The organism is Agrobacterium sp. NPDC058088, from assembly GCF_042885035.1.
In the GTDB taxonomy this organism is placed as follows: domain Bacteria; phylum Pseudomonadota; class Alphaproteobacteria; order Rhizobiales; family Rhizobiaceae; genus Agrobacterium.
The window spans coordinates 208820-235391 of the sequence record NZ_JBHVSU010000001.1; the positions used below are offsets into that span (position 1 = coordinate 208820).

Here is a 26572-nt window from a genome sequence, read left to right on the forward strand (position 1 = left end):
ATAACCCCTGAACAGTTGGACTGTTCTTCGAAACCGGAGATCAGCCGCGACGGCGGCGGACGGTGGATTCGGGTCCGATCAAAGCTTCGTCGAGATCGATGTCGATGAAGCGGTTAAGGACCATGGACGCCATGCCTGCTATCGGCCGCGTCTCTCGAAATACGGACAGGCATTCGGCAAGCGTCAGGGTTCCATGTTCGTCCAAGGCGGCAAGCAGCCTCACACGATCTTCAAGACCAGTCTGGAAGTTCGCGTATCGTAGAAGGTCCTTGGCATTCTTCAGCCGAATGAGGGGAAGTTCGGCGCGACGTACCGCCTCATATTGGTGACCGTCTGCGCGTACCGCCCCTTCAATCCATAAGGGCGTGTCATCGGTCGCGGCATCGATGACAATGATACCGTTGCCAACTTTGGCGACGAAATCTGGCCGGTAAAACTCCTGTCCGTCACTGAAGGGGAGAGGTTGGCACCGCCATTCCGTGATGGCGTCATCAACGTCGAGAAGGCAGGCAACATCCCGTGCAAACTGGTTGCGAAAGACGGCGGGGCCGTCGCATCGGATTGTGGCTGAAGGATAAAAAGTCTGACCTTGAGGTGCGGTCTTCCAGGCAGGGGGCTGCGACGGCTCGATACTCATCTGAACAACTCACGATAATAACGCATGGGAACGGCCTCCGCAGAGGCGGCGATCACAGCGATATTCGTATGAGGTGCAGAGCGAGTAAGGTCATGGCGGGAACAAATAAAGAACACGTTAACCAGAGTCAATAGCTATTGTCGCTTGCGATCCGACGTCTGAAACTTCCCGTAACCTTTAATATAGCGGCCAGACGACCTATCTTATTCAAGGTTATGGTGCTAAACTTGAATATGGAGCCTTCCTGGCCCTGTGTGTTAAAGGATAAGGGATGAACAGGAACAATCTCAGCGAGGCAGTTCGTCAGACGCTTCAACGTTTCGCTGAACCGCACGAAGCCCATTACGGGGTCGTTCCCGCAGCACCGTCTGAAGACAGTATACCGCTTCAGGGAGTTGCCGTCGCCGTCAGTGACGCACACGCTGCTCTGAAAGAAGCGGCTGTTATCGCTAGCACAGTCCCGGATAATTATCTTCTCACACGCATCCCGGTCCGCAAGGAAGCTCTTAGCAGTTCCTCAATCGAAGGCACCAACAGTACGCTTGATGAGCTTCTTCTCGTCGAGGAAGAAAACAGCGCGCAGAATGACGCCACTCATCAGGTCCGAGACTACGCGATTGCTCTAGAAACTGTGGTACCCAGAGCCAGAGAACTCGGAACTGCCATTTTTGACCTCGACCTGATCCGGGACCTGCATGCCGCCACCATGAAATCGGATGCGGATTATCGCGATCCAAAAGGGCAGTTCCGCAATAGGGTTGTCTGGATCGGTGGGGGAGACATCAGTCAATCGACCTACAATCCGCCACCACCACAACTCGTGACCGGCTGTATGGATGACCACATCCGCTATCTCCAAGGGGACGGCATGCAGATGATGAACCAGGACTTCATCACCCGTTTGGCTGTCGCTCATGCGCATTTCGAGGGCGTGCATCCATTCCGCGATGGCAACGGTCGTGTCGGCCGTCTGCTGCTTCCTGTCATGATGGCAGCCGAAGGCCACGAACCCGTCTACCTGTCTTCGTTCATCGACGAGAACAAGCAACGTTATTACGACAGCCTGAAGGCCGCGCAGCAACGCATGGACTACTCACCGCTTGTCGTGTTCATGGCCAACGCGATCAAGGAATCGGTCTACGAACTGAAGCGACTTCGCAGCGATCTCGCTGAACTGCGTGACGACTGGCTGCAGCGCGACAAGTGGCGCGCAGGATCGACCGCCGTTCGCGCCTTGGGAATCCTGCATGAATATCCGGTCCTGACCGTCGGTCGCCTGGCTTCACTTCTCGACGTCTCCTTCCAATCGGCGTCTACAGCCATGAAGAGCTTAATCGATGCGGGAATTCTGACAGAGAAGACTGGGTACACCCGCAACCGTGTTTTCACAGCGCCCGAAGCCGTCACTCTACTGAACCGGCCGTTCGGAGAGTACGAGCCTGATGGCTATGGCATTTAAAGTACCGGACAAACTCGTTGACAGAGCTGTAATATCCATTATTCTGGATATATGGAAAACACGTTAGCGATCACCGCGCTCTCTGCGCTTGCCCAGACCACTCGACTGGAGACGTTCCGGCTTCTGGTTCGCCACGAGCCAGATGGCGTCCCCGCCGGTGAGCTGGCGAAGCTGCTCGATGTGCCCCAGAACACCATGTCTTCACATCTTGCCACGCTTTCCCGAGCAGGGTTGGTAAAGAGCGAACGCCAAAGCCGATCCATCATCTACCGCGCCGATCTCGATGGGCTCCGGGACCTAACTCTCTTCCTCCTCAAGGATTGCTGTGGCGGTTCTACGGAGCTTTGTGCGCCGCTGATTGCTGAACGGCTGCAGGATCGGAGCGTCTGATGTCGACTTTCGAACGCTACCTTACGATTTGGGTATTCCTCTGCATCATCGTCGGCGTCGCCCTCGGACATCTGATGCCTGGCGTGTTCCAGACCATCGGCGCTGCCGAGATCGCCAAGGTCAACATTCCCGTCGCAATCCTCATCTGGTTGATGATCATCCCGATGCTGATGAAGATCGACTTCCGGTCGTTGGGCCAGGTTAGCACTTTTTGGCGAGGCATCGGCGTCACGCTGTTCATCAATTGGGCGGTGAAGCCATTCTCGATGGCGCTCCTGGGGTGGTTGTTCATCGGATACCTATTCAGGCCGTACCTGCCAGCCGACCAGATCGACTCCTATATTGCGGGTCTCATCATCCTGGCGGCGGCACCATGCACCGCAATGGTTTTCGTCTGGTCCAACCTGACTAGGGGGCACCCGCTGTTCACGTTGTCCCAAGTTGCGCTGAACGATGCGATCATGATCGTTGCCTTCGCACCAATCGTCGGTCTTTTGCTTGGCCTGTCGGCAATCACCGTCCCATGGGACACCCTGGTCATCTCCGTCGGTCTCTACATCGTTGTGCCGGTGATCATCGCTCAGGTGCTGCGTAACAGGCTTACCGCCGACGGCAACACCGCTGGTCTCGACAGAATGCTGGAGACGCTTCAGCCGATCTCCCTCCTTTCCCTTCTGGCAACTCTTGTGCTGCTGTTCGGCTTCCAAGGGGAGCAGATCATCGCTCAGCCGACAATCATCGCATTGCTGGCCGTGCCAATCTTGATCCAGGTCTACTTCAACTCTGGGCTCGCCTACCTGCTAAACCGGATGTCCGGTGAACAACATTGCGTTGCCGGTCCATCGGCATTGATCGGAGCCAGTAACTTCTTCGAACTCGCCGTCGCTGCCGCAATCAGCCTGTTCGGGTTCCAGTCAGGAGCGGCATTGGCAACCGTCGTCGGCGTCCTGATCGAGGTGCCCGTTATGCTGTCCGTCGTCTGGATCGTGAACCGCTCGAAGGGTTGGTACGAGGCCGCCCCCTCCGTTTCCCGAAACACCGTATCCGAAAGGAACTGACAATGGACGTTACCATCTATCACAACCCCGCCTGCGGAACCTCCCGCAACACGCTTGAGCTGATCCAGCACGCTGGGATCGAACCGACCGTGATCGAATACCTGAAGACGCCGCCCTCACGTGAGAAGCTCATCAAAATGATCGCAGATGCCGGTCTGACGGTTCGTCAAGCAATCCGAGAAAAGGGCACGCCCTATGCCGACCTCGGTCTCGACAATCCAGCCCTGACCGATGACGAACTTCTCGACGCGATGCTCAAGGAGCCGATCCTGATCAACCGTCCGTTTGTGATAACGCCGATGGGCACGCGCCTGTCCCGCCCGTCAGAGGCCGTCCTCGACATCCTGCCTGCCGACGCATTCAAAGGGCCCTTCACCAAAGAGGACGGCGAACAGGTTCTCGATGAAAGGGGACAGCGCATTGTCTGATACATTTCCTGCAGCTTCTCAGGAGCATCTCCGCCAGCCCGATCTCGATGCTCTGCGACCGGCCTTTTCCACGCACAAGCCCAGGATTTTGATCCTGTACGGCTCGCTGCGTGAAATCTCCTACAGTCGCCTCCTGGCCCATGAAGTCCGTCGTCTGCTGGAGCATTTCGGCTGCGAAGTCAGAGTGTTCGATCCGGCAGGGCTTCCGTTGCCGGATGAAGCTCCTGTGAGCCATCCGAAAGTTCAGGAGCTGCGCGATCTTTCAACTTGGTCGGAAGGCCAGGTCTGGGTGAGCCCAGAGCGTCACGGCGCGATGACCGGTATCATGAAGGCACAGATTGATTGGATACCGCTTTCGCTCGGCTCAGTTCGTCCGACCCAAGGCAAGACGCTTGCTGTCATGGAGGTTTCCGGAGGCAGCCAGTCCTTCAATGCCGTGAACCAGATGCGCATCCTCGGTCGGTGGATGCGCATGATCACAATTCCAAATCAAAGCAGTGTGGCGAGGGCTTTCCAGGAGTTCGATGCCGATGGCCGCATGAAACCGTCTTCCTACTACGACCGCGTCGTTGACGTGTGTGAGGAGTTGGTGAAATTCACCCTCCTGACACGCGATGCCTCAACATATCTGACCGACCGCTATAGCGAGCGAAAGGAAGAGGCCGCAAAGCTCGAACATCGAGTTCAGCTCAACTCAATTTGATCGGCGTTCCAGAGCCCTTTATGAAATCAAAAAATCCTGGTTGAGGTTCCTTGGCTAGGTTCCTTGGCACCCAATCCCGGTCCTGATCATCGAAGGCGAAAGCGAACTTGCGCGCCTGTCGAACCAACAGTCGATTGTTTTTGCGGACGAACTCTGTCTCTCCATCGCGAAACACTCGGTTGATTACTTCGCGGGAGCGAGCAGCAAGAAACACGGCCTTCGGACCGATAGGGAGAGTAATGAGAGAGTTGGGTGAACGGAAGGGGTAGTCTCGTCTCAGTGGCCGGTCAGAAGTCAGCAAAAGAGAAGGAGCTTTCAACCATCTCACTTCCCAGTGCATGTTCGCGATGGCCGTTGAGATTTCATTATGGTCGGTCATGTAGGCCATTATCTTGACGCCAAGGCGCTTGCCGTAATCATCTCCCATTGACCCGATGTATTCCCTCAGCGTTGGAGCTGCGTGCCGCCGCATTTCCGGAAAGTCGTCGAATAGCTTTTGGTAACGTGCCTCCATCCGTTCGTTTGGGTTTGCCCATTCCCTGCTGATGTTCGTCTTCGCCGACTCGACATCCTGTGGACCTCTGACGAGCAATGAGACTAGAAACCAAGTCCAAGCAAACCGGTCGTCATCGTTCCAGTGGCCGTCAGCTCCACATTGCTCCAACCTCGCGAGCATTCTGCTCGCGAGGGAATCCTTCGGGCTCATCAGCTTGGTTTCGACAGCCTCCGCTTCGTCCCCTGAAAATCCGTCGAAGGAATAGCCGTGTCGTTCCCATCCGACACCTCTAGGCGCTTTGCGGTCAATCGAAACTATCCCCGGACGCCATAAAGCGTAGCGCGTTAGGAGCGGTGGAGCGCCTGAAGCCCACCGCTTCGAATAGAAGATGGGGATATAATGATGCGTTGAAGGAGCTGCGTTGTTCGCTGACAAGTCGAGACCAGGCTGAGTACCGAGGTTGATGAAACTGTAGACCTGATACAGATGTTCTTTAAAGCCTCTTCACCATCCAAGGGCTACTTTTCACTCTTCAGAGATCATGCAGCTTCTACGAGATTTCGTCGCGTTTCGTACGCGACGCTGATAAACGCGACCATTCCTATAACTCCTAGAGCAGCCGTGCTGACGAGAGAAACGGCAATGCCGAATTGCTCCATGGCGATTGCAAACAAGAATGGTGCCGCCGCACCCGAAGCAAGCCGGGCGGCAGCCATCTTCCCGGTGATCGCGCCATAGCCGTCGCTGCCAAAAAGATACAGAGGCAGGCTGCCCTGAGCGATAGAATTAATGCCCGAGCCCAAACCGAGGCAGATCGCGAAGGCCACGGCTCCGGCTAGCGAACTTCCGGTGATCCCCAGGATGACGATGCCGCCAACAATCAGGGCAGCGGACATTACCGCCAATATCGGTGGCGACAACCGCGATCCGAAGACCATGTTAATTAGTCGACTGGCGACCTGTGCCGGGCCGAACAGAGCGCCGATGACGACGGCTGCAGAACCCAAGCCGAGGGTGGCAAGCATAGGGACCATGTGAGCGAGGATAGATGCGAGAGTGAAGCCGAGGATGGCAAAGGCCGCCGAAACGATCAGCATCGCCTTTCGCCGATTTTCCAGCGGGATTGCTCCAACGACGTGTTCACGCGCCTGTCGAATACCGTTGGCCCTGATGGTTTTACCCTGCCTCATGATCCAGAAATGCAGTGGCATGCATAGCAACAGGTTCAGAGCGGCGAACAGGATATAGATTTCCCGCCAGCTTAGGACGTCCAGCAGAGCTGTCGAAATCGGCCAGAAAATCGTGGAGGCAAAGCCGCCGATCAGGGTGAGGTAGGTGATATTTCGCGATGCAGTCTTCGGATCGTGTTCGACCAGAGCCGCGAAGGCCGCTTGGTATTGAACCATGCCCGATGACACCTCCAGCAAGACGATCCCGCCCGCGAATACCGCAACCGAGGGGGACCAAGCGCATAAAATCAGGGTGAGGGCCGAAAGGACCGATCCAAGCGTGAGCACCGTTGCCGCACCGATCTTATCCATCTGCCTTCCGATGACTGTCGCGGACAAGCCGCCGACGAACAGCGAAATGGAAAAGACGCCAAAGACCTCTTCCAGGCTGATCACAAGGTCCGCTGCGATATGCGGTGCCAGGATCGAGAACGAGTAGTACAACGTCCCATAGCCAATGATCTGCGTAAGGCCGAGCGCGGATACGATAGCGGTATGACGATTAGGCACGAACGCCATCCTGATTGCTGACGTCCGGAGAGGGGCAGCACGTATCCCGTTGCTCAACGGAGCTACGAATGGCCGGATGACCGGCGCAACAGTCTTCCATGAGGAACTTCACAAGCTCGGCCAGCGTATCGTATCCGGCGGTGTACACCATTGACCGCGACTCCCGCCGCTGACTGATCAACCCTGAGCGATCTAGTTCCTTGAGATGGAACGAGACGTTCGACGGTGAGAGGTTCATGCGCTCAGCAATTGCTCCCGCCGTCATGCCCTCGCTGCCTGCGACTACTAGGGTTCTGACAATGGACAAGCGCGTTTCTTGCGACAGTGCAGCGAACGATGCGAGGGCTTGACGTTCATCCATATTTCAATATTCCTTGAACTATTGAAATAACGGAGTAGCGCAAATGAACATGATGCACAAGACTGGGGACATCACGCTCGGCGAAATGCTCGATTCGATAGCCGCCACCCCAGACCTCCCTCTGATATTCTTCTACAACCAAACCAGTATTCGCCCCGGATATCACGTGACTGAGGTTAAGGCAGGCCAGTTCTCCGCTCTTGACTGCGGAGCCAACCCAGAGGCTTGGTCAGAAATCTTCGTTCAGCTCTGGGATATCGAGGAAGGCGACCGCACTCATATGATGGCCGGAAAATTCGCCGCCATAGTTCGTAAAGTCTCTGAGCATGTCCGTGTTGATGGGTCGGCCAAGCTGACGTTCGAGGTCAGTGATGGGGTTCAGCCTATGCAGCTTTTCTGTGCTGGGGCACCGATCCTCGTGGACGGGACTCTGCATGTCTCGCTTTCGCCGCGTGCAGCGAGCTGCAAGCCGCGAGATCGCTGGCTGGCAGAGCAATCAATGAAGGCGGCTTCCTGTTGTGGGCCTGCATCTAGCTGCTGCGCTTAAGGGTGTCGGGACCGGTGGACGAGACGCAGGTCGCTCTCCTAAGCCACCTGACTACCAAGCCCAGCCAGAGGCTCCATACGAGCGTGCCACTGATCTTCCATGGGATTATAGATTCCTGGCAGGGGGTAGAACCGGTCGATCAGTGTGAAGTCTTTGACGTTCATGGTAGCGATTGCAACTCGGTGAACTAGGGCTACCGCCGCGATGTGGAGGTCTTGTCCAGCCCGTGGCCGTTGCGCTCTTGCGTTCGCGACGAACAGGTTCTTCAATCTGGGGTCTGCGGCCAAGACGCCCCAAACCTCTGCGACCTCTGTGTTCGTATCGATGACAGGAAGCCCGGAGGCAGCCAGCCGTTGATACCAGGTCGCTAAGCGCACGGCGCGAACAGGGTCTTTGTGAGAGATTTCCGTTATGCCCATTTGGAATTCCATCACGACGGCTATCGGAAGCATCAGGTTCTCGGCCGTCTCGATGAATCGGACCACGGCAGGATGCGGGCTTCGCCTGCTCGTTTCACTGAGAACGCATGTATCGAGTAGGTAGCCGAGTGACATGTCGATAGCCTAGTTTTCGCTGGCGACAGCCTTCCATTGCATGGTTAAATTAGAATTAAAGTGAAGACGAATGCACCCTGGGCACCGTCGATACTTCCATACTTGTAGAAATATTGAAATGAATTTTCGGAAGTTCTAATAAAACTCTGCTGGACATCCTTTTCATTTAACCTATATGGTCGGCGGACCGGCATCGCGCGTTCTCCTTATTATTAGGAGGCGCAAAGGAATTCTTGTGTCCGGAGGTGGATTTGTCAGGCAGCGGCTCGGAAGAATTCCTTACCCTCACAGAAAACGACTTGGAGCTTCGCCGCTTCTTTGATCGTGTTCGTGCAGCGGGAAGGGTTGTGGTGAAAGCCGGAGACCACGAATTCATCGTCGAGCACAGACCGGCTAACATCACCGATGAAGCACGGCGGTTACTTGCACGAGGCGGCCCCGAAGACTGATCTGATCGATGAAGAGGTACCGGCTACGAGGAAATTCAGTAATCGCGCATGAATAAATCGACCACCTTTTTTGAGCGTCGTAAAATTTTCGGAGGAAAACGTGGGGTTGAAAGATTCCACGTCTTGAACTTCGTAATGATCAACCTGATATTCCAGACATCCGGTCACGAGGGGCAACCTGGGGGGACGGAGAATTACTTGAAGCTGTCAAGCCCGAAGGCCGCCAGCAGGTATGCCATGATGTCCATCCGGACCTCCAGGTATAGCTGGACGCTCAAGGTACATGACGAGCAATCGTACATGCAGCTAATATAGTCCATTATCTCGACTACTTGTGCCGAAAGGGTATCCCATACCCGCTCTAAACAGTCGGGGGCGAGAGGATAACCGGAAGCACACCGGTCCTTTTGCCCCCTTTCGCCTTTGAGGACCACCGTGAAGCCATGGACTGCTTCCGTCAGACGCTATCCTCACTTCGACCCAGTCATATCTGTTGCTGAGGCCGAGGCCGTTGCTACCGACCCAGCTCGGGTCGTGACCCACACGTTCTACCCGTTCTTGAAATACGATGAGGGTTGGACGCTCTTCGCCGAGAAGGGCAAGCACGGAAAGCGGAAGGATCGTCCCATAAGGTTTGCTGCAAGGCTCGATAGCTGCATTTTTTCCTACTACAGATATCTGCTCTCCGGGCCATATGAAGCGATATTACAGGCTGAGAGGTTGTCGAATTCCGTCATTGCATATCGACGGATTCCAAAGCACGTTGGCAGTGGCGGGCAGAGCAATATCGATTTCGCACTTTCCGCTGTCCAGGCGATCCAGATACAAGGCGATTGTTGCACCATAGCGCTTGATATCAGCAGCTTCTTCGAGACGCTCGATCACAATCGACTTCGAGACGTATGGGCTGGCTTGCTGGGGGTCTCAAAGCTCCCAGCTGAACACTTCAGGGTATATCAGGCAATTACGCGTTATGCTTTCGTAGATGTCGTGAAAGCGTACACACGCCTCGGGTACTACGGAGATAAGGCGGACCGCCACGGCAAAGTTAGGCCGGGCTATTTGAAAGCCCGTAAGGATATCCCGGTTCAACTGTGCGACGGGCGGACCTTTCAGGAAAAAATCGCTCGGTCCGCTACCCAGTCATCGATCATAGAGGTCAACAAGCTCGGGATGGGAGTTCCGCAGGGCGCGCCGTTGTCCGATCTTCTGGCAAATGCATACCTTCTGGAATTCGATAAATACCTTCGAGACATTTGTGAGAAGCTGGGCGGCTGCTTCTTCCGCTATTCCGACGACATCCTAGTCATTGCGCCGATTTCGGAAAGTGATGCAGTCCAGCTAGAGAAGGAAATTCGAGGGGCCATAACCACCTATGGCAAAGGGCTCCTGATCAAGGAGGAGAAATCGGCGATCCATCGGTTCGATGTTCAGGGCGACCGCCAGACGGTTCGCACGATCAAAGCCACTGACAAAGACGGCAACCCGATGCAGAACAAACCCTTTGAATATCTTGGCTTCCGATATGATGGGCGGCACACATTCATTCGCGACAAAACGATGAGTAATCTCCACCGTAAGATCGCATCAGTATGCAGAGCAACTGCAATTCGGCAAGTTAAGCGATATCAGGGAAAGCCAACCGACGAGATTCTGGCTTTGACCAATGTTGAAAACGTTATTCAGGCTTTCGGATCGGTCGAGGACTTCCACCTTAAAGCTGCTGATTATCGCTCTTGGACGTTCACTACCTATGCCAAACGTGCATCCAAAACGATGGGGACATTAGGCAAGCCAATTGCGCGGCAGATGAAAAATCTCCGCAATGCAATCAAGCGACGAATTTCCCATGAGCTTGCGCGGGTGCGGTAGCGATCTGAATGAGGGCTAAGGATGATCCTCCTGTTCGATCTCTGCGTACCGATCAACTACCGAACTTCAGGACTTTCGATATGTGTCGAAAAGCTTCGCCACGTCTGCGATCTGCAACGTCCGTTTTGATCTCTGATCTGTAAGTAAACCTAATTTCTGAAGTTTGTATTGTATGGCCTGCTTTGATACCTCGAAGTACGTGAGAAGCTGAATTAGTAGCTGATCGTAAATCTGGTAGTTGTAGGGTTGATCGTCAACGAAGATGTAGCCGTGTCCCCGGTCAGTTATGCCAAGTAGATTCCGAAACTCTGCCGTTTTTCTTATGAATATTTCGTCGGGAAGAATCAGATTGGATGCGAACGAGTTTGCTTGGAATTCCAGTCGTTCGTAATTGAAGCCGTCTTCCCTCTCGCTGACTATCCGGAGATCGCTTTCGATAACGTTTTCCGAGGCCAGGTAGAGCTGATGTTTCAAAAAAAAGTGGCCGATCTCATGGCCAAGAGTGAAACGCTCGCGAGTTACGTTCCCGTGGGCATTGATGACGATTTTTTTGCGGTCGAAATTTGCCGAGCCTAAAATCTCCATGCCATCCAGGTCATGAACGCGGTGGTCCGTAAATTCGAGATCAATTGCGAGGACAGCGCAAATGTTCTTGAGGTCAACCGGGCCAGATTCGTATCCCACTAGGCCCAGAAGATCACGTGCGGACGCCTTGATTGCGTCGCTTGGAACATAAGGTACGCCAGAATGATGTCTCTCCCGATTCGGTTGCCCTGTAGGTGCAATCTCCAGAAAGCCTTCCACTAGCCCCCGCACCGACCCGTAGAAACTGCCATCGTAGAAAGCAGAAAATTTCAGTGACTTTGCGGCTTTCTCGTTTTCAAAAATCTGCTTCCTTGCGAAGCTATGTTCGATAAACGGACGGCCTCGGCGGTCGGCGATGATCTCAAGCCCACCTTCATCAAACTTGACTATTCCCATTTTGCTATTTCGAGCGACGTTCTCCGCGCCAGATTGAAGTCGGGAAGAAATTACAAGCACACCCTTCGCCGCATGGCGAAAAGTGCGGCTTAGCTTCAGCGAGAAATCATTGACGTATACCTCTGGTATGCTCCGCCCGTAGTTTTTGCATTCGAAAACGACATAGGAATGGGGCGTCAAACTACCTCGCCGAAAGAATTCGATAACAACATCAAATTCCACGTCGCCGCCGCGCTCCGCGCAGAAATATTTTTTCTTTTTGTAAATTTTACAGTTGTCAGCCGGATAGGCCTCGAACACCAGTTCGCCGCGCTCCTGTTGGTCGAGAAGATATTGATAAAGAGAGTCTTCGAGTTTGTTGCCCTTGAGCGTAGAATTCACGGCTTTGCCCAACGAAGTCGCATCCTTTACTCGCCAAGGAGAACGGAAAAGAACGCTTGATTTCTTTTCTTCGCATTCGCCACCAGGGTGTCGTATCCGAACGCTTGGATAAAAATCTCCTCGTTGTCCCTGTAGCGAACAAAGATTTCGGGGTTCCAGTCGTTCTTGAAGTCGTGCTTTTTGAGAACCCTTACCAGTGAAGGTGTCTGGTCAGCAATGATGAAGGCGAACCGGCGCACGACGCCCCGAAACATGAAGAACGTTCCATCCGTCTTGGTGATTGAACCGCGCTCGCTTGCTTTTTCCAAGGTCTCGATGACCTGCAGAACAGGATCGCTCTTTATATTGCCAAAGCTGAAATCATCACGGCTCGGCTTTTTGAACTCGACGATGGTTACCGTAGTACCGTCGTTGTCGCCCAGGACCATGCTATCGTCGAAGAAAGCGATATCGGTGACCTTGTCACCGGTTCGTCTCCCTCCGCCGTGCAGCGTTCTGTCGCTGGAGATATACGGCAGGAACGCCAAAGCGTCGTCGATGAGCCAGAGGTTGTGCTCGAAATAGCTGGCTTCGACATTATCGGTGAACCGACGGAAAACGAGTTCGTGGATCACATCTTCCGGGGTTCTTCCACCGTCAGGACGAAATTTTCTGGCTGCTTCGACCAGTTCGATGACACTCTTTCTATGCAGGACGTATTCGGCGAGCGCTTCCTTCTTGTTCGCGTCGAGTGTGCTTGCCAGGCCCTCGATTTTTTCGCGGTACTGGTCCGGATTTTCCGTAATGCTGGCAATCTGCTTGCTCAGGTCGTTAGACGCGCGGAAACGTTCAATCGCGAGATCGGATACAAACTCTTCAGCAGACCAGTTGTTGGGCTTCGAAGCGACGTAGTCCGTAACGCTCCGCCCTTTGAGACCCAGCCGAAGGATTGGATTCTCCTTCAGGGCATAGTTCAGGTCCGAAGACTGCCCGCTCTTGATCTTGTCGATCTGAGCGGCCTCAGATTCCTGGATCACGTCACTGACCTTGGACACGATCCCTTCAATAGTTTTCGCACCAAGGTTCAACCCGGTACGAGCATCGTTCAGCCGCGACTCGAACGCAGTGCTGCGAACGACGGCAATAACGATATAGCTTTCATTCTTTTCGTCGAGGAAATGCGGCTGTCCGAGTTTGTTGGACAGGTCACGCGGTGCACCTACTATGCGGTCGGCTGCAGAGAACAGCAGACAGTGATTTTTGAAGGATTTGGTTTTAGGTATCTTAGTCAGCGAATACTTGATGGTTTCCGACAAGCCATCGATAACAAATTCGAAGTCCCCGGATTTGAACTGCACAAACACGGCACTGAAATGCGCCTTGATGCTCTGCGGCTCCTGGTCGTCGAACTGGATCGTTATTTCAGGAAGCCACCGATAAAGGAAATATGGAAGGAAATGGCTGGCTATAAGATCAGCAACGTCCTTCGACTGCAGTTCTCGAATGAGATCGTGCCAATTCGTCAGAAGTTGATCGTACACAACAGTTACGCCGGTCTCCTCAAAAACTGGCGCATCGTCCAGGAACACGAACTCCTTGTCGCGCAGCAGATCGAACTGGAACGACCTTGTCAGTTGCTCGGCGAAGAATTCGTATCGACTGAGATATACAGAACGGCCAAAGACCTTGAAAGCCATGAAGCGGCCAAAGCCTCGCCCATGGGCTTTCAATTTATAGCCGGAGAACGGGGTCTTGAAGGACTTATAATTATCATCATTGAGCCCAATGCCGTTGTCGGTGACAGCGATCTTGAGCTTAAGAGGGTTGTTGGCGTTTTCGAACGTGATGGTGATCTTACCGCGTTCGCTGGCTTCCTTCTCACCATACTTGGCTTCGATACCATGCATAGCGTTCGACACCGCTTCGAAGACGGGAAGGAGGAAATCATGCAGCGTGTTGGACAAGTGCGTGCGCGAAAGCACGGCCTGCATGTCTGGCTTGACTAGCTCGTCTGTCTTTGTCGTTACAGTGTCCACAGTAGTCCCCAATCCGCTGCCGAACATTAGGGTTTGCTTCAAGCGACGCGCAAGAAGTTTTTACAACTTTTTGGAAAGGTTGGAAATTTATAGAGGTGCGGTACCGCCTCGGTCACTATCGCACGTTTCCCGGGCTTGAACGGTCCATATGAACTTGAGAAGCCATGTCGGAAAGTAAACGAATGGGCAGCGTCGCCTTCTTCGGCGACCCACATGGCAACTTCCGTCCTGTGCGCGAAATGCTACGGCATCATCACCCCGCTCATTCCATTTTCCTTGGTGACTTTGACTTGGATCGGCCCCTCGATTTGGAACTGGCGGACCTGACGTCGGTCGGTTCGAGCATCTTTTTCATACACGGCAATCACGATGCCGACCGCGAAAGCTGGCACGACTTCGTTTTTGAATCCAGTCTGGCTAGCGGCAATTTGACCGGTCGTGTCGTTGAACTGGACGGCGTTCGGCTTGCGGGCTTGGGTGGCGTCTTCCATGCCGACGTTTGGCATCCTCAGAACGCTGGCGGCATCCCCAAGTTCAGTACACGCAACGAGTATCTCAGCACCAATTCAAGATCGACGTGGCGCGATGGACTGCCTCTGCGTCATCGGTCGACAATATTCCCTGAGGACTTCAACACCCTGGCCGCGCTTGAAGCTGACATCTTGATCACGCATGAAGCACCATCGACCCATAAATATGGGCACGCTGAGATCGATGACCTCGCTGAGGTGCTGGGCGTGAAGACCATTGTGCATGGTCACCTTCACCAGGACTACCGCGCTACTCTTCCCAACGGCATCAAAGTGATCGGCTTGCCGAAAGCAGGCGTTCTCGTCACCTCGTTCTCAGAGCTGATCTGATCAGTTCGTTCGCGCAAGCACCCTTGAGGGTTCATCCGATCACATGCGGAATGCTACAACACATTGCGGCCGACTGAATAAGGAGCAAGAATCGGAGATTGAATTCTCAATCGGGTTAGGTGAATGGCCGCAGATATTACAGCTGACAGTCTCCTTGGGCGATTTCTCCAAAGAACTTTAAATCAAGTCATCGAGGAGGAAGTTGTAGGGAAAACCGGTTTTGTCTCTCAACACCTAAGATCAATTCAAGGGTTGCTTTTCGTCTACCTCACCCGAGGCACCACAACTTGGTCTGAAATCTCAGACTCGGTCTTTCTTCACGATTCTTCTAGCTTGCTCTCGGTTTCCAAGGTACTTGAGAAAACGGGCGACAGTCTGATCAACGTGTTCTTCACGATTGGGCCACCGTTGGCAAATGATCAAGACATCTGGGACATCGTCAACAGAACGACAGCGGCAAGATACAGGCTGCTTCCGCATATCCTGGCGCAGGTATCTGAAAGTTAACTTTCGTTTGAAATGAGTGGCGGCTCAGGAGAGCCTCTATGTCAGACGATGAAAAATGGCTTGCTGCAGAAAGCCGATACAAAGCGTTCCGAGAGAATCGTGATGGTGCCTATCTGCTGCAAATTGTCATGCACGAGTTTCAAGATACGGGTCGCATTAGCGCTCATTTTGGACGTCTAGCGAATCAAATCATGGCCGCCAAAAATGCCGGGGACGATTACACTGGTATTGTCGAGTTGGCTGATTACATTGACGAGCCGTATAACGCGGAGCCATCGGAATTCGAGAACGTCGCCAGGCAATACTGGCGCTTCGAACGCCTCGCTCATGAGTACCAACGCGCCACTCGGCTGCCAATCTTTTATGACGCGATCTACCTTGCAGACCCGGAACACTACGAAGAAATCTTGTCTCCGTTCGGGAAGCTTAGCAACCGAGCCGATCATGAGGATGGCGAACTGAACGCTGTCTTCCGTTTCCTTGCCGGTAGGTTCAAGTCGCATCCCCACATGGTCTACTGGTTTGAGCGGTTCCGAAATGCTGGTGAACCGGGCGAAGTCGCTGATGCGTGAAAACCGAGACGGGGCGGCGTTCGCATCTCCGCTATGCGTTCAGCTATGGCCAAAAAGTTTGTTTATTCAATTTCGAACTGCCCAGGCAGGAAAAGCGCGGCGTCGCGGGGGAAGACAAATCTATCGGAGCGGATCACCCACAGCAGCGGTCACAGCGACGAATCAACGGAGCGCAATCAGCAGGGGCAATCTTGAAAGATCAATAAATGATTGGTTTTATGGCGCACCCGACAGGATTCGAACCTGTGACCTTTGGAATCGGAATCCAACACTCTATCCAGCTGAGCTACGGGTGCAGCGGTCACGCTTGAATCGCGTGCAGCGGTTGGTTCATACCCCAGCTTTGTTTTTGCATCAATGTCTAAAAATCAAAGATTTGCGAAACCTTGCCTGATTTTGGGTAGGGCAGGCATGGGACACTCCTGTGGAGCGGTCGCAAACTTTTATGGCGCAATGCGGATGATGTGTCATTTGAGGCGTTGCTTTTTTAACGAAATCGCTTTTCTCTTATAAGTAGTATCTTATTGCCCGGCCCGTCTGCTGTTTTCTCCCTTTCGCTCAGGAGTGGTCGGATTGCTGGAATGCCTTTCAGGCCCGGTGCGGGAGGCGGTTTTATCCCCTTAAAATTGGCGGGTAAATAGTGTTACTTTTTTTGTTCGGCGTATACTGCGTTTGAGTTTCGGTTTGCATTGACGGCGTTTAACTGTCAAATTATTATACAATATTAGTATCATCTACATTTATTAGGGATACAGTTTCGCAGCGTTGTCGGTTATAATTTCGACTAGGTAAAGGAACGAATCAGGCGGGGGATCGGATGGCTTTGCGACTGGCAGATAGCAACGGGCCGCGGACGGAAAAGAGCGAACGCGGCAGCGCGGAAGCCGCGCATGATACGGCAATCGACTATGGATTGCTGACGACTGCCATCAGCTATCATTTGCGGCACTCTCAACTTGCCGTGGCAAACGGTTTTGCCGATGCGCTGGCGGAGCAGGGATTGAGACCGGCAGATTTTTCCGTTCTCGTCATCGTCGGCGGCAATCAGGGTCTCAAACAGAGCGATGTCGCGGAAGCGCTCGGCATACAGCGCGCCAATTTCGTCGCGATCGTCGACAACATGGAAGAGAAGGGGCTGCTTGTCCGCCGCAAATCGGAAGAGGACAGGCGTGTGCATTTCCTTGACATAACGGAGGAGGGCAGCAGCCTTCTCGACCGGCTTTCCGATACATGGCGGGACCGCGAAGAAAAGCTGATCGACAGGATCGGTGGCAAGAAGGCCCGCGATCAGCTTTTGGCTCTGCTGGGGCGCCTGCGGGACTGAAGCCTGAAGGGCAAATGGCAGCGAAGATTCTGGCGGCTGCCCGGTTGGGCCTGTGAGCGTTTTCGCGCCGTTTTCCGATCGCCTCCGATCGCGATGATGATATTCCCGCCCTGCTTTTCACGGTAGCCTGATCGGCGGCGGGGCTGAATTGCGTTGCAATTTGCCTGCGAAACCGCCAAGACGCATGGATATCTTCGCGCTGCGGCACAAAAGCTGCAACCATGCGATCGACTGGAAAGGCCCGGGACGGGAACGCCATGCTGAATATCGATACGAGTCACCCGCTTTATCGCCCGCTGTGGGTCCGGTTGCTCATCGTCGGCTTTTGCGCCGCATGGGCCGTCATCGAATTCGTCAATCGCGAGTTTTTCTGGGGAACCATTGTCGGTGGCATCGGCGCTTATGCGGCCTATGAATTGCTGCTGAAGTTCAAACCCGTAAACAACACCGCCGCGCCCAAGGATGAAGCCGGGGAGCCTGCTGCCGAAAGCACCTCCGCTGATAAAGATGATGCGGGCTGAAGCGGCTCCGATCTTCCGTTTGAAGCGTTTCCCGGATCAGTCTTGTTGCCCGCTTTCAGCGGAAATGGTCCCGGGTCCGCACCATGCGAAGCGCCTGATCGATCAGAAGGTTGGCCGCCGTCATGCGCAGTGTCGCATTGTGCCGGAATTGCGGTTTTACCCGGTCAGGATGGTTGAGACGGGCAAAGGCCCGGCGCTTTTCCGCAAGTGTTGCGGCTGTATCTGTTTCCTGGATCGCCAGTTCCGCAGACACATCGGCAAGCGTGGTTTTTTCGAGATAGGCCGGCATCCGTTCCGGTTCGGGCTCGGGTTGAGGTTCCGGCGGTGGCGCGGGATCGGCCAGGAAGGCGAGATAGGCATCGAGATTGCCATTCGTTGGCTGCGGCGCTTCGATATGTGTATCGACCACGAAACCGGAGCTGAAACCGGCAATGCGGTGGCCTGCGGATGTTGAAGGCTCCGCGCCTTCTTCTTCTTTTTCCTGTTTCAGTCGTTCGACGACCGACTGGAAGACGGATTGTCCGAAGAGCATGCGGCTGTTTCCTGCGCCGGCCTCAATGATCCGGCTTCTATAGAGGATGAAGGTGGTGTCGGGCTTGCCGTCGTCACTGGTTGGTCAGCTTGCGGCTCTCATCCAGCACCAGATCATAAAGCAGGCGGGCGCTGGGCGGCAAAACCCGGCCCTTGGTGGTGATGATGCTGTAGGGCTTGACCACGAGTTCGAAATCCGTCGGCAATATCCGGGTTCGGCCGATATCGGCCTGCTGGCCGGCGACGAATTCGGCCATGTCCTGGGCGATTGGCGCAATCGCATCGGTGTTGCAGATCAGGGCGAGCGTTAAAAGCATTGAGGGCGTGTTGATGATGTTGCGCGGCATGGCGACGCCGTGGGTGAGGAAGACATCCTCCATGGTTCTGCGCAAAAGCGCGCCGGGCGGTTGGAAGACCCAGTCATATCCGGAGAGATCCTGCAGGGTCACGGGCTCCCCGCGCAACAACAGCGGGTGCCCCTCGCGTACCACCAGACAGGCGCGCTCTATACCGATTTCGTGGATGGAGAAGAGGCCTGGATCGAAATCATCGGGAATGCGGCCGATGATGAAATCGTGACGCGCCGCCAGTAGTTCGCGCGCCAGCACGTTGCTGCTTTCCACCTGCACGTTGATTTCGATGCCGGGATAGGTGTCCATGGCGCGCCTTATGGCGGGAACGACGAGGCTGATCGCTGGTGCGGTGACGGCGCCGATGAAGACCGAGCCACCGCTGCCTGACTTCATCTGGTTCAGTTCACGGCTCGCTTCGCGCAGTTCCAGCAATATAGTGCGGGCCCGGCGCGCCAGCGCCTCGCCGAACTTCGTCAGCACCACGCCGCGCGAGGCTCTCTGACAAAGGGGTGATTTGACGATCGCCTCCATTTCCGCGAGCATGCGTGAGGCTGCCGGCTGCGTCATATTCATCGCCGCCGCGGCTGCGCTGACCTGTCCGTGCTCCTCGATCATGACCAGCATGCGCAGATGGCTCATCTTCAATCCGGCCCGCAGCAAAGGGTTGTCTTCGAAGACGAAAAGGGCCTCTGTTGTTTGCGCCTGCTCATACACTTTTTGGTTGCTCATTCGTCGTTTTATACCCCTCATCAGTTTTTGTATCGATTTAATATATCATAATTGATATATGGAAACTGATTTATTCTATTTGACAGTTATATGGATTCAGAACAATTTGCGGAATGCCGGGGAGGAGCGGCAGCTGTTCCATTTCGCAGGTGCGAAAGGGAACGAGCGCAACGCGGCTTCTTCCTCTGACGGCATGAATTTCGTGGTGCACCGCAGCATGCGGGCTCCATAGAAGGGCTCAAGGGAGAGAGTTAATGAAGTCCATTATTTCGCTGATGGCAGCTTGTGCCATCGGTGCTGCGTCTTTCGCAGTGCCGGCTTTCGCACAGGACAAGGGTTCTGTCGGTATCGCGATGCCGACCAAGTCGTCCGCACGCTGGATCGATGACGGCAACAACATCGTGAAGCAGCTTCAGGAAGCTGGTTACACGACCGACCTGCAGTATGCCGACGACGACATTCCGAACCAGCTTTCCCAGATCGAAAACATGGTCACCAAGGGCGTGAAGGTCCTCGTGATCGCTTCGATCGACGGCACGACGCTGTCGGACGTTCTGAAGCAGGCTGGCCAGCAGGGCATCAAGGTCATCGCTTATGACCGCCTGATCCGTAACAGCGGCGACGTCAGCTACTACGCGACCTTCGACAACTTCCAGGTTGGCGTTCTGCAGGCGACTTCGATCGTTGACAAGCTTGGTCTGAAGGACGGCAAGGGTCCGTTCAACATTGAGCTCTTCGGCGGCTCCCCTGATGATAACAACGCCTTCTTCTTCTATGACGGCGCAATGTCGGTCCTGAAGCCTTACATCGACAGCGGCAAGCTGGTTGTAAAGTCCGGCCAGATGGGCATGGACAAGGTCGGCACGCTGCGTTGGGATCCGGCAACGGCCCAGGCTCGTATGGACAACCTTCTCTCGGCTTACTACACCGACGCCAAGGTTGACGCCGTTCTGTCGCCTTACGACGGTCTTTCCATCGGCATCATCTCCTCGCTGAAGGGCGTTGGTTATGGCACGAAGGACCAGCCGCTGCCGGTCGTTTCCGGTCAGGATGCTGAAGTCCCCTCCGTCAAGTCGATCATTGCAGGCGAACAGTATTCCACCATCTTCAAGGATACCCGCGAACTGGCGAAGGTTACCGTGAACATGGTCAACGCTGTTCTGCAGGGCAAGGAGCCGGAAGTTAACGACACCAAGACCTATGAAAATGGCGTCAAGGTCGTTCCGTCCTACCTGCTGAAGCCGGTTGCAGTGACCAAGGAGAACTACAAGCAGGTTCTCGTTGACGGCGGTTACTACAAGGAAGACCAGCTGAAATAAGCTGAAGACACATGCGGGGATGACTTGGCGTCATCCCCGTTTTTCCATAAAAATAAAAACGCCTGAATTAATCGGGCGCTGGATTGCGATATGGCCAATACCATTCTCGAAATGCGGAACATCACCAAGACGTTTCCGGGCGTTAAAGCGCTTGAGAACGTTAACCTCAAGGTAAAAGAGGGTGAGATCCACGCACTCGTCGGTGAGAACGGCGCGGGGAAGTCGACCTTGATGAAGGTCCTTTCCGGTGTTTACCCCGCCGGCACCTATGAGGGCGAAATCCATTATGAAGGCGCCGTCAGAAACTTTCGCGCCATCAATGACAGCGAAGATATTGGTATCATCATCATTCACCAGGAGCTGGCGCTCGTGCCGCTTCTGTCGATTGCGGAAAATATTTTCCTCGGCAACGAGGTCGCCAAAAGCGGCGTGATCAACTGGCAGCAGACCTTCAACCGTACCCGCGAACTCCTGAAGAAAGTGGGCTTGAAGGAATCGCCGGAGACGCTGATCACCGATATTGGCGTGGGCAAGCAGCAGCTGGTCGAAATCGCCAAGGCGTTGTCGAAGAGCGTGAAACTGCTCATCCTCGACGAGCCGACGGCTTCGCTGAACGAAAGCGATTCCGAGGCGCTCTTGAACCTGTTGATGGAATTCCGCAAGCAGGGCATGACGTCGATCATCATCACCCACAAGCTCAACGAAGTGCGCAAGGTGGCCGACCAGATCACCGTTTTGCGCGACGGCATGACGGTGAAGACGCTCGACTGTCATAAGGAAGAAATCAGCGAGGATGTGATCATCCGCAACATGGTGGGCCGCGATCTCGAAGATCGTTATCCGCCGCGCGACGTGCCGATCGGCGAAACCATTCTCGAAGTGAAGAACTGGAACGCCTATCACCAGCAGCACCGCGACCGCCAGGTCCTGCATGATATCAACGTCACGGTCCGCAAGGGCGAAGTCGTTGGCATTGCCGGTCTGATGGGTGCCGGGCGCACCGAATTTGCGATGAGCGTGTTCGGCAAGTCCTATGGCCACAAGATCACCGGCGACGTGCTGATCGACGGCAAGGCCGTTGACGTCAGCACCGTGCGCAAGGCGATCGATGCCGGTCTTGCCTATGTCACCGAAGACCGCAAACATCTCGGTCTCGTGCTCAACGACAACATTCTGCACAACACCACGCTTGCCAATCTGGCCGGCGTGTCGAATGCCAGCATCATCGACGACATCAAGGAAATGAAGGTGGCGAGCGATTTTCGCACGCGTCTTCGCATCCGGTCTTCAGGCATTTTCCAGGAAACGGTCAATCTTTCGGGCGGCAACCAGCAGAAGGTTGTGCTCTCCAAGTGGCTGTTCTCCAACCCTGATGTCCTGATCCTCGATGAACCGACCCGCGGCATCGACGTTGGCGCGAAATACGAAATCTACACCATCATCAACCAGCTCGCTGCCGATGGTAAAGGCGTTCTGATGATCTCATCGGAAATGCCCGAACTGCTCGGCAATTGCGACCGCATCTACGTCATGAACGAAGGCCGCATCGTCGCTGAATTGCCGAAGGGAGAGGCGAGCCAGGAAAGCATCATGCGCGCTATCATGCGCTCAGGGGAGAAGAACTCATGAGTTCGGCAAACACCACAAACGAAGAAAGCAACGTCATCTCGGTCGGAACCTATATTCGCTCCAATATCCGCGAATACGGCATGCTGATCGCGCTCGTCGCCATCATGGTTTTCTTCCAGTTCTACACCGGCGGCATTCTGTTCCGCCCTGTGAACCTCACCAACCTCATCCTGCAGAACTCGTTCATCGTCATCATGGCGCTTGGCATGCTGCTGGTCATCGTGGCCGGTCATATTGACCTTTCGGTCGGCTCCATCGTTGCCTTCGTCGGCGCGATCGCGGCCATATTGACCGTGCAATGGGGCATGAACCCGTTCCTGGCGGCGCTGATTTGTCTCGTGATCGGCGGCATTATCGGTGCGGCTCAGGGTTACTGGATCGCCTATCACCGCATTCCGTCGTTCATCGTGACGCTGGCGGGCATGCTGGTGTTCCGCGGCCTGACGCTGTTCGTGCTCGGCGGCAAGAATATCGGTCCGTTCCCGACCGATTTCCAGATCATCAGCACCGGCTTCCTGCCTGATATTGGCGGTATCGAAGGTCTCAACACCACCTCGATGATCCTGACGGTGCTGATTACGGTCGTGCTGTTCTATCTCGCATGGCGTCGTCGCGTCGTGAACGTCAAGCACGGCATCGATGTCGAACCCTTCGGCTTCTTCATCGCCCAGAACCTTCTGATCGCCGCTGCCATTCTGTTCCTCGGCTACCAGCTGTCCACCTATCGCGGCCTGCCCAACGTGCTGATCGTGATGCTGGTGCTGATTGCTCTCTACAGCTTCGTGACGCGCCGCACGACCATTGGTCGCCGGGTCTACGCCATGGGCGGCAACGAGAAGGCAACCAAGCTTTCCGGTATCAACACCGAACGCCTGAGCTTCCTGACCTTCGTCAATATGGGCGTCCTGGCCGGTCTTGCCGGCATGATCATCGCGACCCGCCTCAACTCGGCAACGCCGAAGGCTGGCGTGGGCTTCGAGCTTGACGTTATCGCGGCCTGCTTCATCGGCGGTGCTTCGGCTTCCGGCGGCGTCGGCAAGATCACCGGCGCGGTCATCGGGGCGTTCATCATGGGCGTCATGAACAACGGCATGTCGATCGTCGGCCTCGGCATCGACTTCCAGCAGATGGTCAAGGGCCTTGTGCTGCTCGCCGCCGTGTTCTTCGACGTTTACAACAAGAACAAGGGCTGATCGGCTCACCCCCATCGCAGTCCAAAAAGTGGCCGGTTTCCGGCCACTTTCATAAGGTGCAGGCGCAAGGCGCTGCGTAGAAGAGATAAAGGCGCTTGGCGCCGGAGGAAGGAAATCCCGTGCTCATTTCACAGATCAAAGATGCCAGTGGCAACATCATCGTAGCGGTTCGCGAAGACGGCGGAGAGGCACGCGCGGTCAAGAGCGCAGAGTCCGTTTATGCGCTTGCCATGGAAGCAGCCAATGGCAGCAAGAGCCTCGCCGATGTCATTTCCGCGCATGGTCTGGGCGATGCCGTCGATCTTGAAAAGGCCTATGCCGAAGGTCGTTTCCTGCCGCCGATCACCCATCCCGATCCGGCGCATCTGCATCTGACCGGCACCGGCCTCACCCATCTGGGTTCGGCCGCGACCCGTGACAGCATGCACAAGAAGACCACGGAAGCGGCGGAAGAAAGCCTGACGGACTCCATGAAGATGTTCCGCATGGGTCTCGAAAACGGCAAGCCGAAGGCCGGTGAAAAGGGCGTTCAGCCCGAGTGGTTCTACAAGGGCAACGGCCATGTGGCGGCAGCACCGGGTGCTGCGCTCACCTCTCCGTCCTTTGCGCTCGACGGCGGTGAAGAGCCTGAGATGGCCGGTATCTACGTGATTTCTGACAAGGGCGAAGCCGTGCGTATCGGCTTTGCCGTGTCGAACGAGTTTTCCGATCACGTTACCGAGCGGATCAACTATCTGTACCTCGCCCATTCCAAGCTCCGCCCGGCAAGCTTCGGCCCGGAAATCCGCATCGGCGCTCCGCCGTCCGATATTCGCGGCACCTCACGCATCCGCCGCGGCGATAAGGTCATCTTCGAAAAGCCGTTCGTTTCGGGTGAAGACAACATGTCCCACACCTTCGCGAACCTCGAATATCACCACTTCAAATACGGCCTGTTCCGTGCGCCTGGCGATGTGCATGTGCACATGTTCGGCACGGCAACGCTTTCCTTCGCCGAAGGTATCAAGCCGGAAGAGGGCGACGTCTTCGAAATCGAGGCCGCCGGTTTCGGTCTGCCGCTGAAGAACCCGCTTGCTGTGGATGCGGAAGAAGAGATCGTGGTTCGCCAGATCTGATCTGCGGGCGATCTTTGAGAATGATAGAGGGAGCAATTGCTCCCTCTATTCGTCATACCGACCTTGAGCCGGTATCCAGCCAGCCCGGGTCTTTGGGGTGAGAAGAGCCTTTTCTCCGCGCAGACGCGCGGCGGCTGGTTTCCGGCTGAAGGCCGGAATGACGCAGGTCATATTGTCTGCGTCAGCTGATCACGCGCAACTGTCGCTATCGTTATCGCGAGGCAAGATCCTGCAGATGCGAAACATCCGCCAGTGAAACGACGGCGCGGTTCTGCCAGTAATCGTCTTCCTTCAAATGGGTGATGCTGCCGGAGCGGGCCGGGAAGCTGACATAGCCGGCGCTGTCGATCGGCATCTTGATCCACGCCGCGATGACGAAGGTCAGGGCAAAACCATGGGTTACGATGATCTGCGTGGCACATGGCCGCGCGACGATCATGTCCACGGCCCGATACACCCTTTCGGCAAATTCGCGTCTTGTCTCGCCATCAGCAATACCGGCGCGATGGTCAAGGCGATTATGATGCGGTGCCGGGATTTGACGTTCATCGAGCCATTGCTGCGGCATGCCTTCGGCCTCACCGTAACTCATTTCCCTGAGGTCGCGCATGGTCTCCATTGGCTGCCCGAAGCGTTCCGCGATGATTTCTGCGGTCTGGGAGGCGCGAAGCAGGTCGGAGCTGAAGATTTCCAATGGCTCACCACCGACAAGCGTCGTCAGCCTGGCAGCCGCCGCCCTGGCATCGGTTCTGCCGTGCGGCGTCAGTCCAGTATCATACCAGCCGCCAACCCGGTTCTCGATATGATGGACCGACTGGGGGTGCGTTACGACGTAGATGTTTCTCACGGTTGTATCCTGCTTCCTTGCGGTCAGCCCTGTGTAAATCCCCAGAGCTTGCCTTCGCCCACTTCCACCGAGTTCCCGGAGGGATCGCGGATATAGACGGAATAGCTATCATTCGGCCAGCGGTGATAGTGCTCGATAGGAATCCCGAGCGTTTCGAAGTGTGCTTTCCAGCCGTCTACCTCCGATCTGTCCCTTGCGTAAAAGCAGAAGTGGCCTTCACCTGCCGTGCCATGGCGAGGTATGGGATTATCGGGATCGGCCTTGCGTGACTTCTCGGGGTCGAAAACCAGCAATACCTGCTGCCCGCATTTGAAAAAGACGAAGCTTCCGGGCACCTTGCCGATGATCTCCAGCCCGAAGACCTCGCGGTAAAAAGCCTCGGCGGCTTCGAGATCATTCACATAGATCGCGGTTTCCATGATGGCTGTGGGCGGGCGCATGATGCCTCCTATGGGTCCAGACGTGGCGACGAATGATGGGAAAGGGCCGGCTGCGTCACGTCTTGTAGGTCAGCACCGTCAGATCGTGCTTGCCGACGCCCCGTTCGAGGATGGTCCAGCCGCAGTTGATGTAATAGTCCTCAAGGCCTGCCTCGCAGCAGAGGTAGGTCGTGTCGTAACCGAATTCGGCGGCTCTCTTTGTTGCGGCCTGCATCAGGGCGCGCGCGACGCCTGATCGCCGGCGGCCTTCTTCCACCCAGAGCGCTGCGACCCAGGGAAGATATTGTGGGCGCTCCTCAAGATCGCAATGAATGAGAAAGGCGGAGCCGACATAGGCGTCGCCATCATGGGCGACGAAGCCCGTGGGGAGGGCTTGGGGATCGGTCATCTCTTTGAGGTGCTCGAGGACATCGCCCACCTTGAGGCCGCTATCCTGCCACCAGGCGGTCCAGACCCTTTCTGCTACGATGGGTCCATGCGACTGGCAGTCGCGATAGTCGGAAATGCTGTACAATGCCGTCTCCCGGCCGGTTTTGTCCTAAAAGGATAAACCGGATCATGC

At 55.2% G+C, this 26572-nt stretch carries 28 protein-coding genes and 1 tRNA gene; 16 read left to right on the plus strand and 13 right to left on the minus strand.

From position 1 onward, the window contains the following. Window positions 1-40 precede the first annotated feature (40 nt). Window positions 41-637, minus strand: a complete 597-nt coding sequence (locus ACFVTJ_RS01060; RefSeq protein ID WP_113502332.1) for a hypothetical protein — start codon at window positions 635-637, stop codon at window positions 41-43. A 271-nt stretch (window positions 638-908) separates the two neighbouring features. On the opposite strand from ACFVTJ_RS01060, the gene ACFVTJ_RS01065 reads away from it, so the two are divergent. From ACFVTJ_RS01065 to arsH, 5 genes are read left to right on the plus strand one after another with little or no spacing between them, the layout of a single operon-like run. Next, window positions 909-2096, plus strand: a complete 1188-nt coding sequence (locus ACFVTJ_RS01065) for a Fic family protein (protein ID WP_386903869.1) — start codon at window positions 909-911, stop codon at window positions 2094-2096. A 51-nt stretch (window positions 2097-2147) separates the two neighbouring features. After that, window positions 2148-2486, plus strand: coding sequence for an ArsR/SmtB family transcription factor (locus ACFVTJ_RS01070; RefSeq protein ID WP_386903871.1), 339 nt, complete (start codon window positions 2148-2150; stop codon window positions 2484-2486). Continuing rightward, window positions 2486-3544 (plus strand): ACR3 family arsenite efflux transporter, encoded by a 1059-nt coding sequence (gene arsB, locus ACFVTJ_RS01075; RefSeq protein ID WP_386903873.1) that lies wholly within the window; start codon window positions 2486-2488, stop codon window positions 3542-3544. Before ACFVTJ_RS01070 ends, arsB begins: the two co-directional genes overlap by 1 nt. A 2-nt stretch (window positions 3545-3546) precedes the next feature. Continuing rightward, window positions 3547-3972: an arsenate reductase (glutaredoxin) gene (arsC, locus tag ACFVTJ_RS01080; RefSeq protein WP_386903875.1), complete on the plus strand. Its 426-nt coding sequence runs from the start codon at window positions 3547-3549 to the stop codon at window positions 3970-3972. Then, on the plus strand, window positions 3947-4675 hold the full coding sequence (arsH, locus tag ACFVTJ_RS01085; RefSeq protein ID WP_386903877.1) for an arsenical resistance protein ArsH: 729 nt from the start codon (window positions 3947-3949) through the stop codon (window positions 4673-4675). Before arsC ends, arsH begins: the two co-directional genes overlap by 26 nt. Here arsH and ACFVTJ_RS01090 read toward each other — a convergent pair. The 3 genes from ACFVTJ_RS01090 to ACFVTJ_RS01100 all read right to left on the minus strand — a co-directional run bounded on the left by ACFVTJ_RS01090 (window position 4662) and on the right by ACFVTJ_RS01100 (window position 7271). Continuing rightward, window positions 4662-5606 carry a DUF4238 domain-containing protein gene (locus tag ACFVTJ_RS01090; RefSeq protein ID WP_386903879.1) on the minus strand — a complete coding sequence of 315 codons (945 nt, stop codon included), beginning with the start codon at window positions 5604-5606 and terminating at the stop codon, window positions 4662-4664. The two genes, arsH and ACFVTJ_RS01090, sit on opposite strands and share 14 nt — an antisense overlap. Before the next feature lie 104 nt (window positions 5607-5710). Continuing rightward, a complete protein-coding gene (gene arsK, locus ACFVTJ_RS01095) occupies window positions 5711-6910 on the minus strand; it encodes an arsenite efflux MFS transporter ArsK (RefSeq protein ID WP_386903881.1) in 1200 nt (399 codons plus the stop codon). Continuing rightward, window positions 6903-7271: an ArsR/SmtB family transcription factor gene (locus ACFVTJ_RS01100; protein ID WP_386903882.1), complete on the minus strand. Its 369-nt coding sequence runs from the start codon at window positions 7269-7271 to the stop codon at window positions 6903-6905. The genes arsK and ACFVTJ_RS01100 overlap by 8 nt, the downstream gene beginning before the upstream one ends. A 43-nt stretch (window positions 7272-7314) precedes the next feature. Here ACFVTJ_RS01100 and ACFVTJ_RS01105 point away from each other — a divergent pair, with 43 nt between their 5' ends. Further along, complete coding sequence (locus ACFVTJ_RS01105) at window positions 7315-7818, plus strand: DUF6428 family protein (RefSeq protein WP_386903884.1); 504 nt, start codon at window positions 7315-7317, stop codon at window positions 7816-7818. A gap of 38 nt (window positions 7819-7856) precedes the next feature. Here ACFVTJ_RS01105 and ACFVTJ_RS01110 read toward each other — a convergent pair whose 3' ends face one another. Further along, the gene (locus tag ACFVTJ_RS01110; protein WP_113502320.1) at window positions 7857-8372 is read right to left on the minus strand and encodes a PIN domain-containing protein; all 516 of its coding nucleotides are present in this window, start codon (window positions 8370-8372) and stop codon (window positions 7857-7859) included. Window positions 8373-9256: 884 nt separating this feature from the next. Here ACFVTJ_RS01110 and ACFVTJ_RS01115 point away from each other — a divergent pair. Further along, on the plus strand, window positions 9257-10693 hold the full coding sequence (locus ACFVTJ_RS01115) for a reverse transcriptase domain-containing protein (RefSeq protein ID WP_386903886.1): 1437 nt from the start codon (window positions 9257-9259) through the stop codon (window positions 10691-10693). A 66-nt stretch (window positions 10694-10759) separates the two neighbouring features. Here ACFVTJ_RS01115 and ACFVTJ_RS01120 read toward each other — a convergent pair whose 3' ends face one another. Together ACFVTJ_RS01120 and ACFVTJ_RS01125 are read right to left on the minus strand one after the other, a co-directional pair. After that, a complete protein-coding gene (locus ACFVTJ_RS01120; protein WP_386903888.1) occupies window positions 10760-12067 on the minus strand; it encodes an ImmA/IrrE family metallo-endopeptidase in 1308 nt (435 codons plus the stop codon). A 14-nt stretch (window positions 12068-12081) separates the two neighbouring features. Beyond that, window positions 12082-14070 carry an ATP-binding protein gene (locus ACFVTJ_RS01125; RefSeq protein ID WP_386903890.1) on the minus strand — a complete coding sequence of 663 codons (1989 nt, stop codon included), beginning with the start codon at window positions 14068-14070 and terminating at the stop codon, window positions 12082-12084. A gap of 182 nt (window positions 14071-14252) precedes the next feature. Between ACFVTJ_RS01125 and ACFVTJ_RS01130 the strand changes: the two genes are divergently transcribed. From ACFVTJ_RS01130 to ACFVTJ_RS01140, 3 genes are all read left to right on the plus strand, one after another. Beyond that, window positions 14253-14930, plus strand: coding sequence for a metallophosphoesterase (locus ACFVTJ_RS01130; protein WP_386903892.1), 678 nt, complete (start codon window positions 14253-14255; stop codon window positions 14928-14930). Window positions 14931-15053: 123 nt separating this feature from the next. Next, complete coding sequence (locus ACFVTJ_RS01135) at window positions 15054-15437, plus strand: hypothetical protein (protein ID WP_386903894.1); 384 nt, start codon at window positions 15054-15056, stop codon at window positions 15435-15437. 38 nt (window positions 15438-15475) lie between these two features. After that, on the plus strand, window positions 15476-16009 hold the full coding sequence (locus tag ACFVTJ_RS01140) for a hypothetical protein (RefSeq protein WP_386903895.1): 534 nt from the start codon (window positions 15476-15478) through the stop codon (window positions 16007-16009). 219 nt (window positions 16010-16228) lie between these two features. Here ACFVTJ_RS01140 and ACFVTJ_RS01145 read toward each other — a convergent pair. After that, window positions 16229-16305 (minus strand) — tRNA-Arg (locus ACFVTJ_RS01145). A gap of 521 nt (window positions 16306-16826) precedes the next feature. Here ACFVTJ_RS01145 and ACFVTJ_RS01150 point away from each other — a divergent pair. Together ACFVTJ_RS01150 and ACFVTJ_RS01155 are read left to right on the plus strand one after the other, a co-directional pair. Further along, window positions 16827-17333: a MarR family winged helix-turn-helix transcriptional regulator gene (locus ACFVTJ_RS01150; protein WP_386903897.1), complete on the plus strand. Its 507-nt coding sequence runs from the start codon at window positions 16827-16829 to the stop codon at window positions 17331-17333. Between the two features lie 257 nt (window positions 17334-17590). Further along, complete coding sequence (locus ACFVTJ_RS01155; RefSeq protein WP_386903899.1) at window positions 17591-17854, plus strand: hypothetical protein; 264 nt, start codon at window positions 17591-17593, stop codon at window positions 17852-17854. A 55-nt stretch (window positions 17855-17909) separates the two neighbouring features. Here the strand turns inward: ACFVTJ_RS01155 and ACFVTJ_RS01160 are convergent, their stop codons facing one another. Together ACFVTJ_RS01160 and ACFVTJ_RS01165 are read right to left on the minus strand one after the other, a co-directional pair. Continuing rightward, window positions 17910-18386 (minus strand): hypothetical protein, encoded by a 477-nt coding sequence (locus tag ACFVTJ_RS01160; RefSeq protein WP_386903901.1) that lies wholly within the window; start codon window positions 18384-18386, stop codon window positions 17910-17912. A gap of 73 nt (window positions 18387-18459) precedes the next feature. After that, the gene (locus ACFVTJ_RS01165; protein ID WP_386903903.1) at window positions 18460-19467 is read right to left on the minus strand and encodes a LysR family transcriptional regulator; all 1008 of its coding nucleotides are present in this window, start codon (window positions 19465-19467) and stop codon (window positions 18460-18462) included. A gap of 254 nt (window positions 19468-19721) precedes the next feature. Between ACFVTJ_RS01165 and chvE the strand changes: the two genes are divergently transcribed. The 4 genes from chvE (at window position 19722) to araD1 (ending at window position 24723) form a co-directional block, all read left to right on the plus strand. Then, window positions 19722-20786: a sugar ABC transporter substrate-binding protein ChvE gene (gene chvE / locus ACFVTJ_RS01170; protein ID WP_386903905.1), complete on the plus strand. Its 1065-nt coding sequence runs from the start codon at window positions 19722-19724 to the stop codon at window positions 20784-20786. 90 nt (window positions 20787-20876) lie between these two features. Next, window positions 20877-22415 (plus strand): sugar ABC transporter ATP-binding protein GguA, encoded by a 1539-nt coding sequence (gene gguA / locus ACFVTJ_RS01175; RefSeq protein WP_386903907.1) that lies wholly within the window; start codon window positions 20877-20879, stop codon window positions 22413-22415. Beyond that, window positions 22412-23608, plus strand: coding sequence for a sugar ABC transporter permease GguB (gene gguB, locus ACFVTJ_RS01180; RefSeq protein ID WP_386903909.1), 1197 nt, complete (start codon window positions 22412-22414; stop codon window positions 23606-23608). The genes gguA and gguB overlap by 4 nt, the downstream gene beginning before the upstream one ends. A 119-nt stretch (window positions 23609-23727) precedes the next feature. After that, window positions 23728-24723 (plus strand): 2-keto-3-deoxy-L-arabinonate dehydratase AraD1, encoded by a 996-nt coding sequence (gene araD1 / locus ACFVTJ_RS01185; protein WP_386903911.1) that lies wholly within the window; start codon window positions 23728-23730, stop codon window positions 24721-24723. 211 nt (window positions 24724-24934) lie between these two features. Here the strand turns inward: araD1 and ACFVTJ_RS01190 are convergent, their stop codons facing one another. Genes ACFVTJ_RS01190 through ACFVTJ_RS01200 form a run of 3 tightly spaced genes read right to left on the minus strand, consistent with a single transcriptional unit; the run spans window position 24935 to window position 26524 of the window. Next, window positions 24935-25570 (minus strand): histidine phosphatase family protein, encoded by a 636-nt coding sequence (locus ACFVTJ_RS01190; RefSeq protein ID WP_386903913.1) that lies wholly within the window; start codon window positions 25568-25570, stop codon window positions 24935-24937. A 23-nt stretch (window positions 25571-25593) separates the two neighbouring features. After that, on the minus strand, window positions 25594-26010 hold the full coding sequence (locus ACFVTJ_RS01195; protein WP_386903915.1) for a VOC family protein: 417 nt from the start codon (window positions 26008-26010) through the stop codon (window positions 25594-25596). Between the two features lie 55 nt (window positions 26011-26065). Beyond that, complete coding sequence (locus ACFVTJ_RS01200; protein WP_386903917.1) at window positions 26066-26524, minus strand: GNAT family N-acetyltransferase; 459 nt, start codon at window positions 26522-26524, stop codon at window positions 26066-26068. Window positions 26525-26572: the final 48 nt, after the last annotated feature.

Coding starts and splice junctions, on each gene's coding strand:
- ACFVTJ_RS01060 (WP_113502332.1), bottom strand. CDS start 637: ATGAGTATCGAGCCGTCGCAGCCCCCTGCCTGGAAGACCGCACCTCAA.
- ACFVTJ_RS01065 (WP_386903869.1), top strand. CDS start 909: ATGAACAGGAACAATCTCAGCGAGGCAGTTCGTCAGACGCTTCAACGT.
- ACFVTJ_RS01070 (WP_386903871.1), top strand. CDS start 2,148: ATGGAAAACACGTTAGCGATCACCGCGCTCTCTGCGCTTGCCCAGACC.
- arsB (WP_386903873.1), top strand. CDS start 2,486: ATGTCGACTTTCGAACGCTACCTTACGATTTGGGTATTCCTCTGCATC.
- arsC (WP_386903875.1), top strand. CDS start 3,547: ATGGACGTTACCATCTATCACAACCCCGCCTGCGGAACCTCCCGCAAC.
- arsH (WP_386903877.1), top strand. CDS start 3,947: ATGAAAGGGGACAGCGCATTGTCTGATACATTTCCTGCAGCTTCTCAG.
- ACFVTJ_RS01100 (WP_386903882.1), bottom strand. CDS start 7,271: ATGGATGAACGTCAAGCCCTCGCATCGTTCGCTGCACTGTCGCAAGAA.
- ACFVTJ_RS01105 (WP_386903884.1), top strand. CDS start 7,315: ATGAACATGATGCACAAGACTGGGGACATCACGCTCGGCGAAATGCTC.
- ACFVTJ_RS01110 (WP_113502320.1), bottom strand. CDS start 8,372: ATGTCACTCGGCTACCTACTCGATACATGCGTTCTCAGTGAAACGAGC.
- ACFVTJ_RS01130 (WP_386903892.1), top strand. CDS start 14,253: ATGGGCAGCGTCGCCTTCTTCGGCGACCCACATGGCAACTTCCGTCCT.
- ACFVTJ_RS01135 (WP_386903894.1), top strand. CDS start 15,054: ATGGCCGCAGATATTACAGCTGACAGTCTCCTTGGGCGATTTCTCCAA.
- ACFVTJ_RS01140 (WP_386903895.1), top strand. CDS start 15,476: ATGTCAGACGATGAAAAATGGCTTGCTGCAGAAAGCCGATACAAAGCG.
- ACFVTJ_RS01150 (WP_386903897.1), top strand. CDS start 16,827: ATGGCTTTGCGACTGGCAGATAGCAACGGGCCGCGGACGGAAAAGAGC.
- ACFVTJ_RS01155 (WP_386903899.1), top strand. CDS start 17,591: ATGCTGAATATCGATACGAGTCACCCGCTTTATCGCCCGCTGTGGGTC.
- ACFVTJ_RS01160 (WP_386903901.1), bottom strand. CDS start 18,386: ATGCTCTTCGGACAATCCGTCTTCCAGTCGGTCGTCGAACGACTGAAA.
- ACFVTJ_RS01165 (WP_386903903.1), bottom strand. CDS start 19,467: ATGAGCAACCAAAAAGTGTATGAGCAGGCGCAAACAACAGAGGCCCTT.
- chvE (WP_386903905.1), top strand. CDS start 19,722: ATGAAGTCCATTATTTCGCTGATGGCAGCTTGTGCCATCGGTGCTGCG.
- gguA (WP_386903907.1), top strand. CDS start 20,877: ATGGCCAATACCATTCTCGAAATGCGGAACATCACCAAGACGTTTCCG.
- gguB (WP_386903909.1), top strand. CDS start 22,412: ATGAGTTCGGCAAACACCACAAACGAAGAAAGCAACGTCATCTCGGTC.
- ACFVTJ_RS01195 (WP_386903915.1), bottom strand. CDS start 26,010: ATGCGCCCGCCCACAGCCATCATGGAAACCGCGATCTATGTGAATGAT.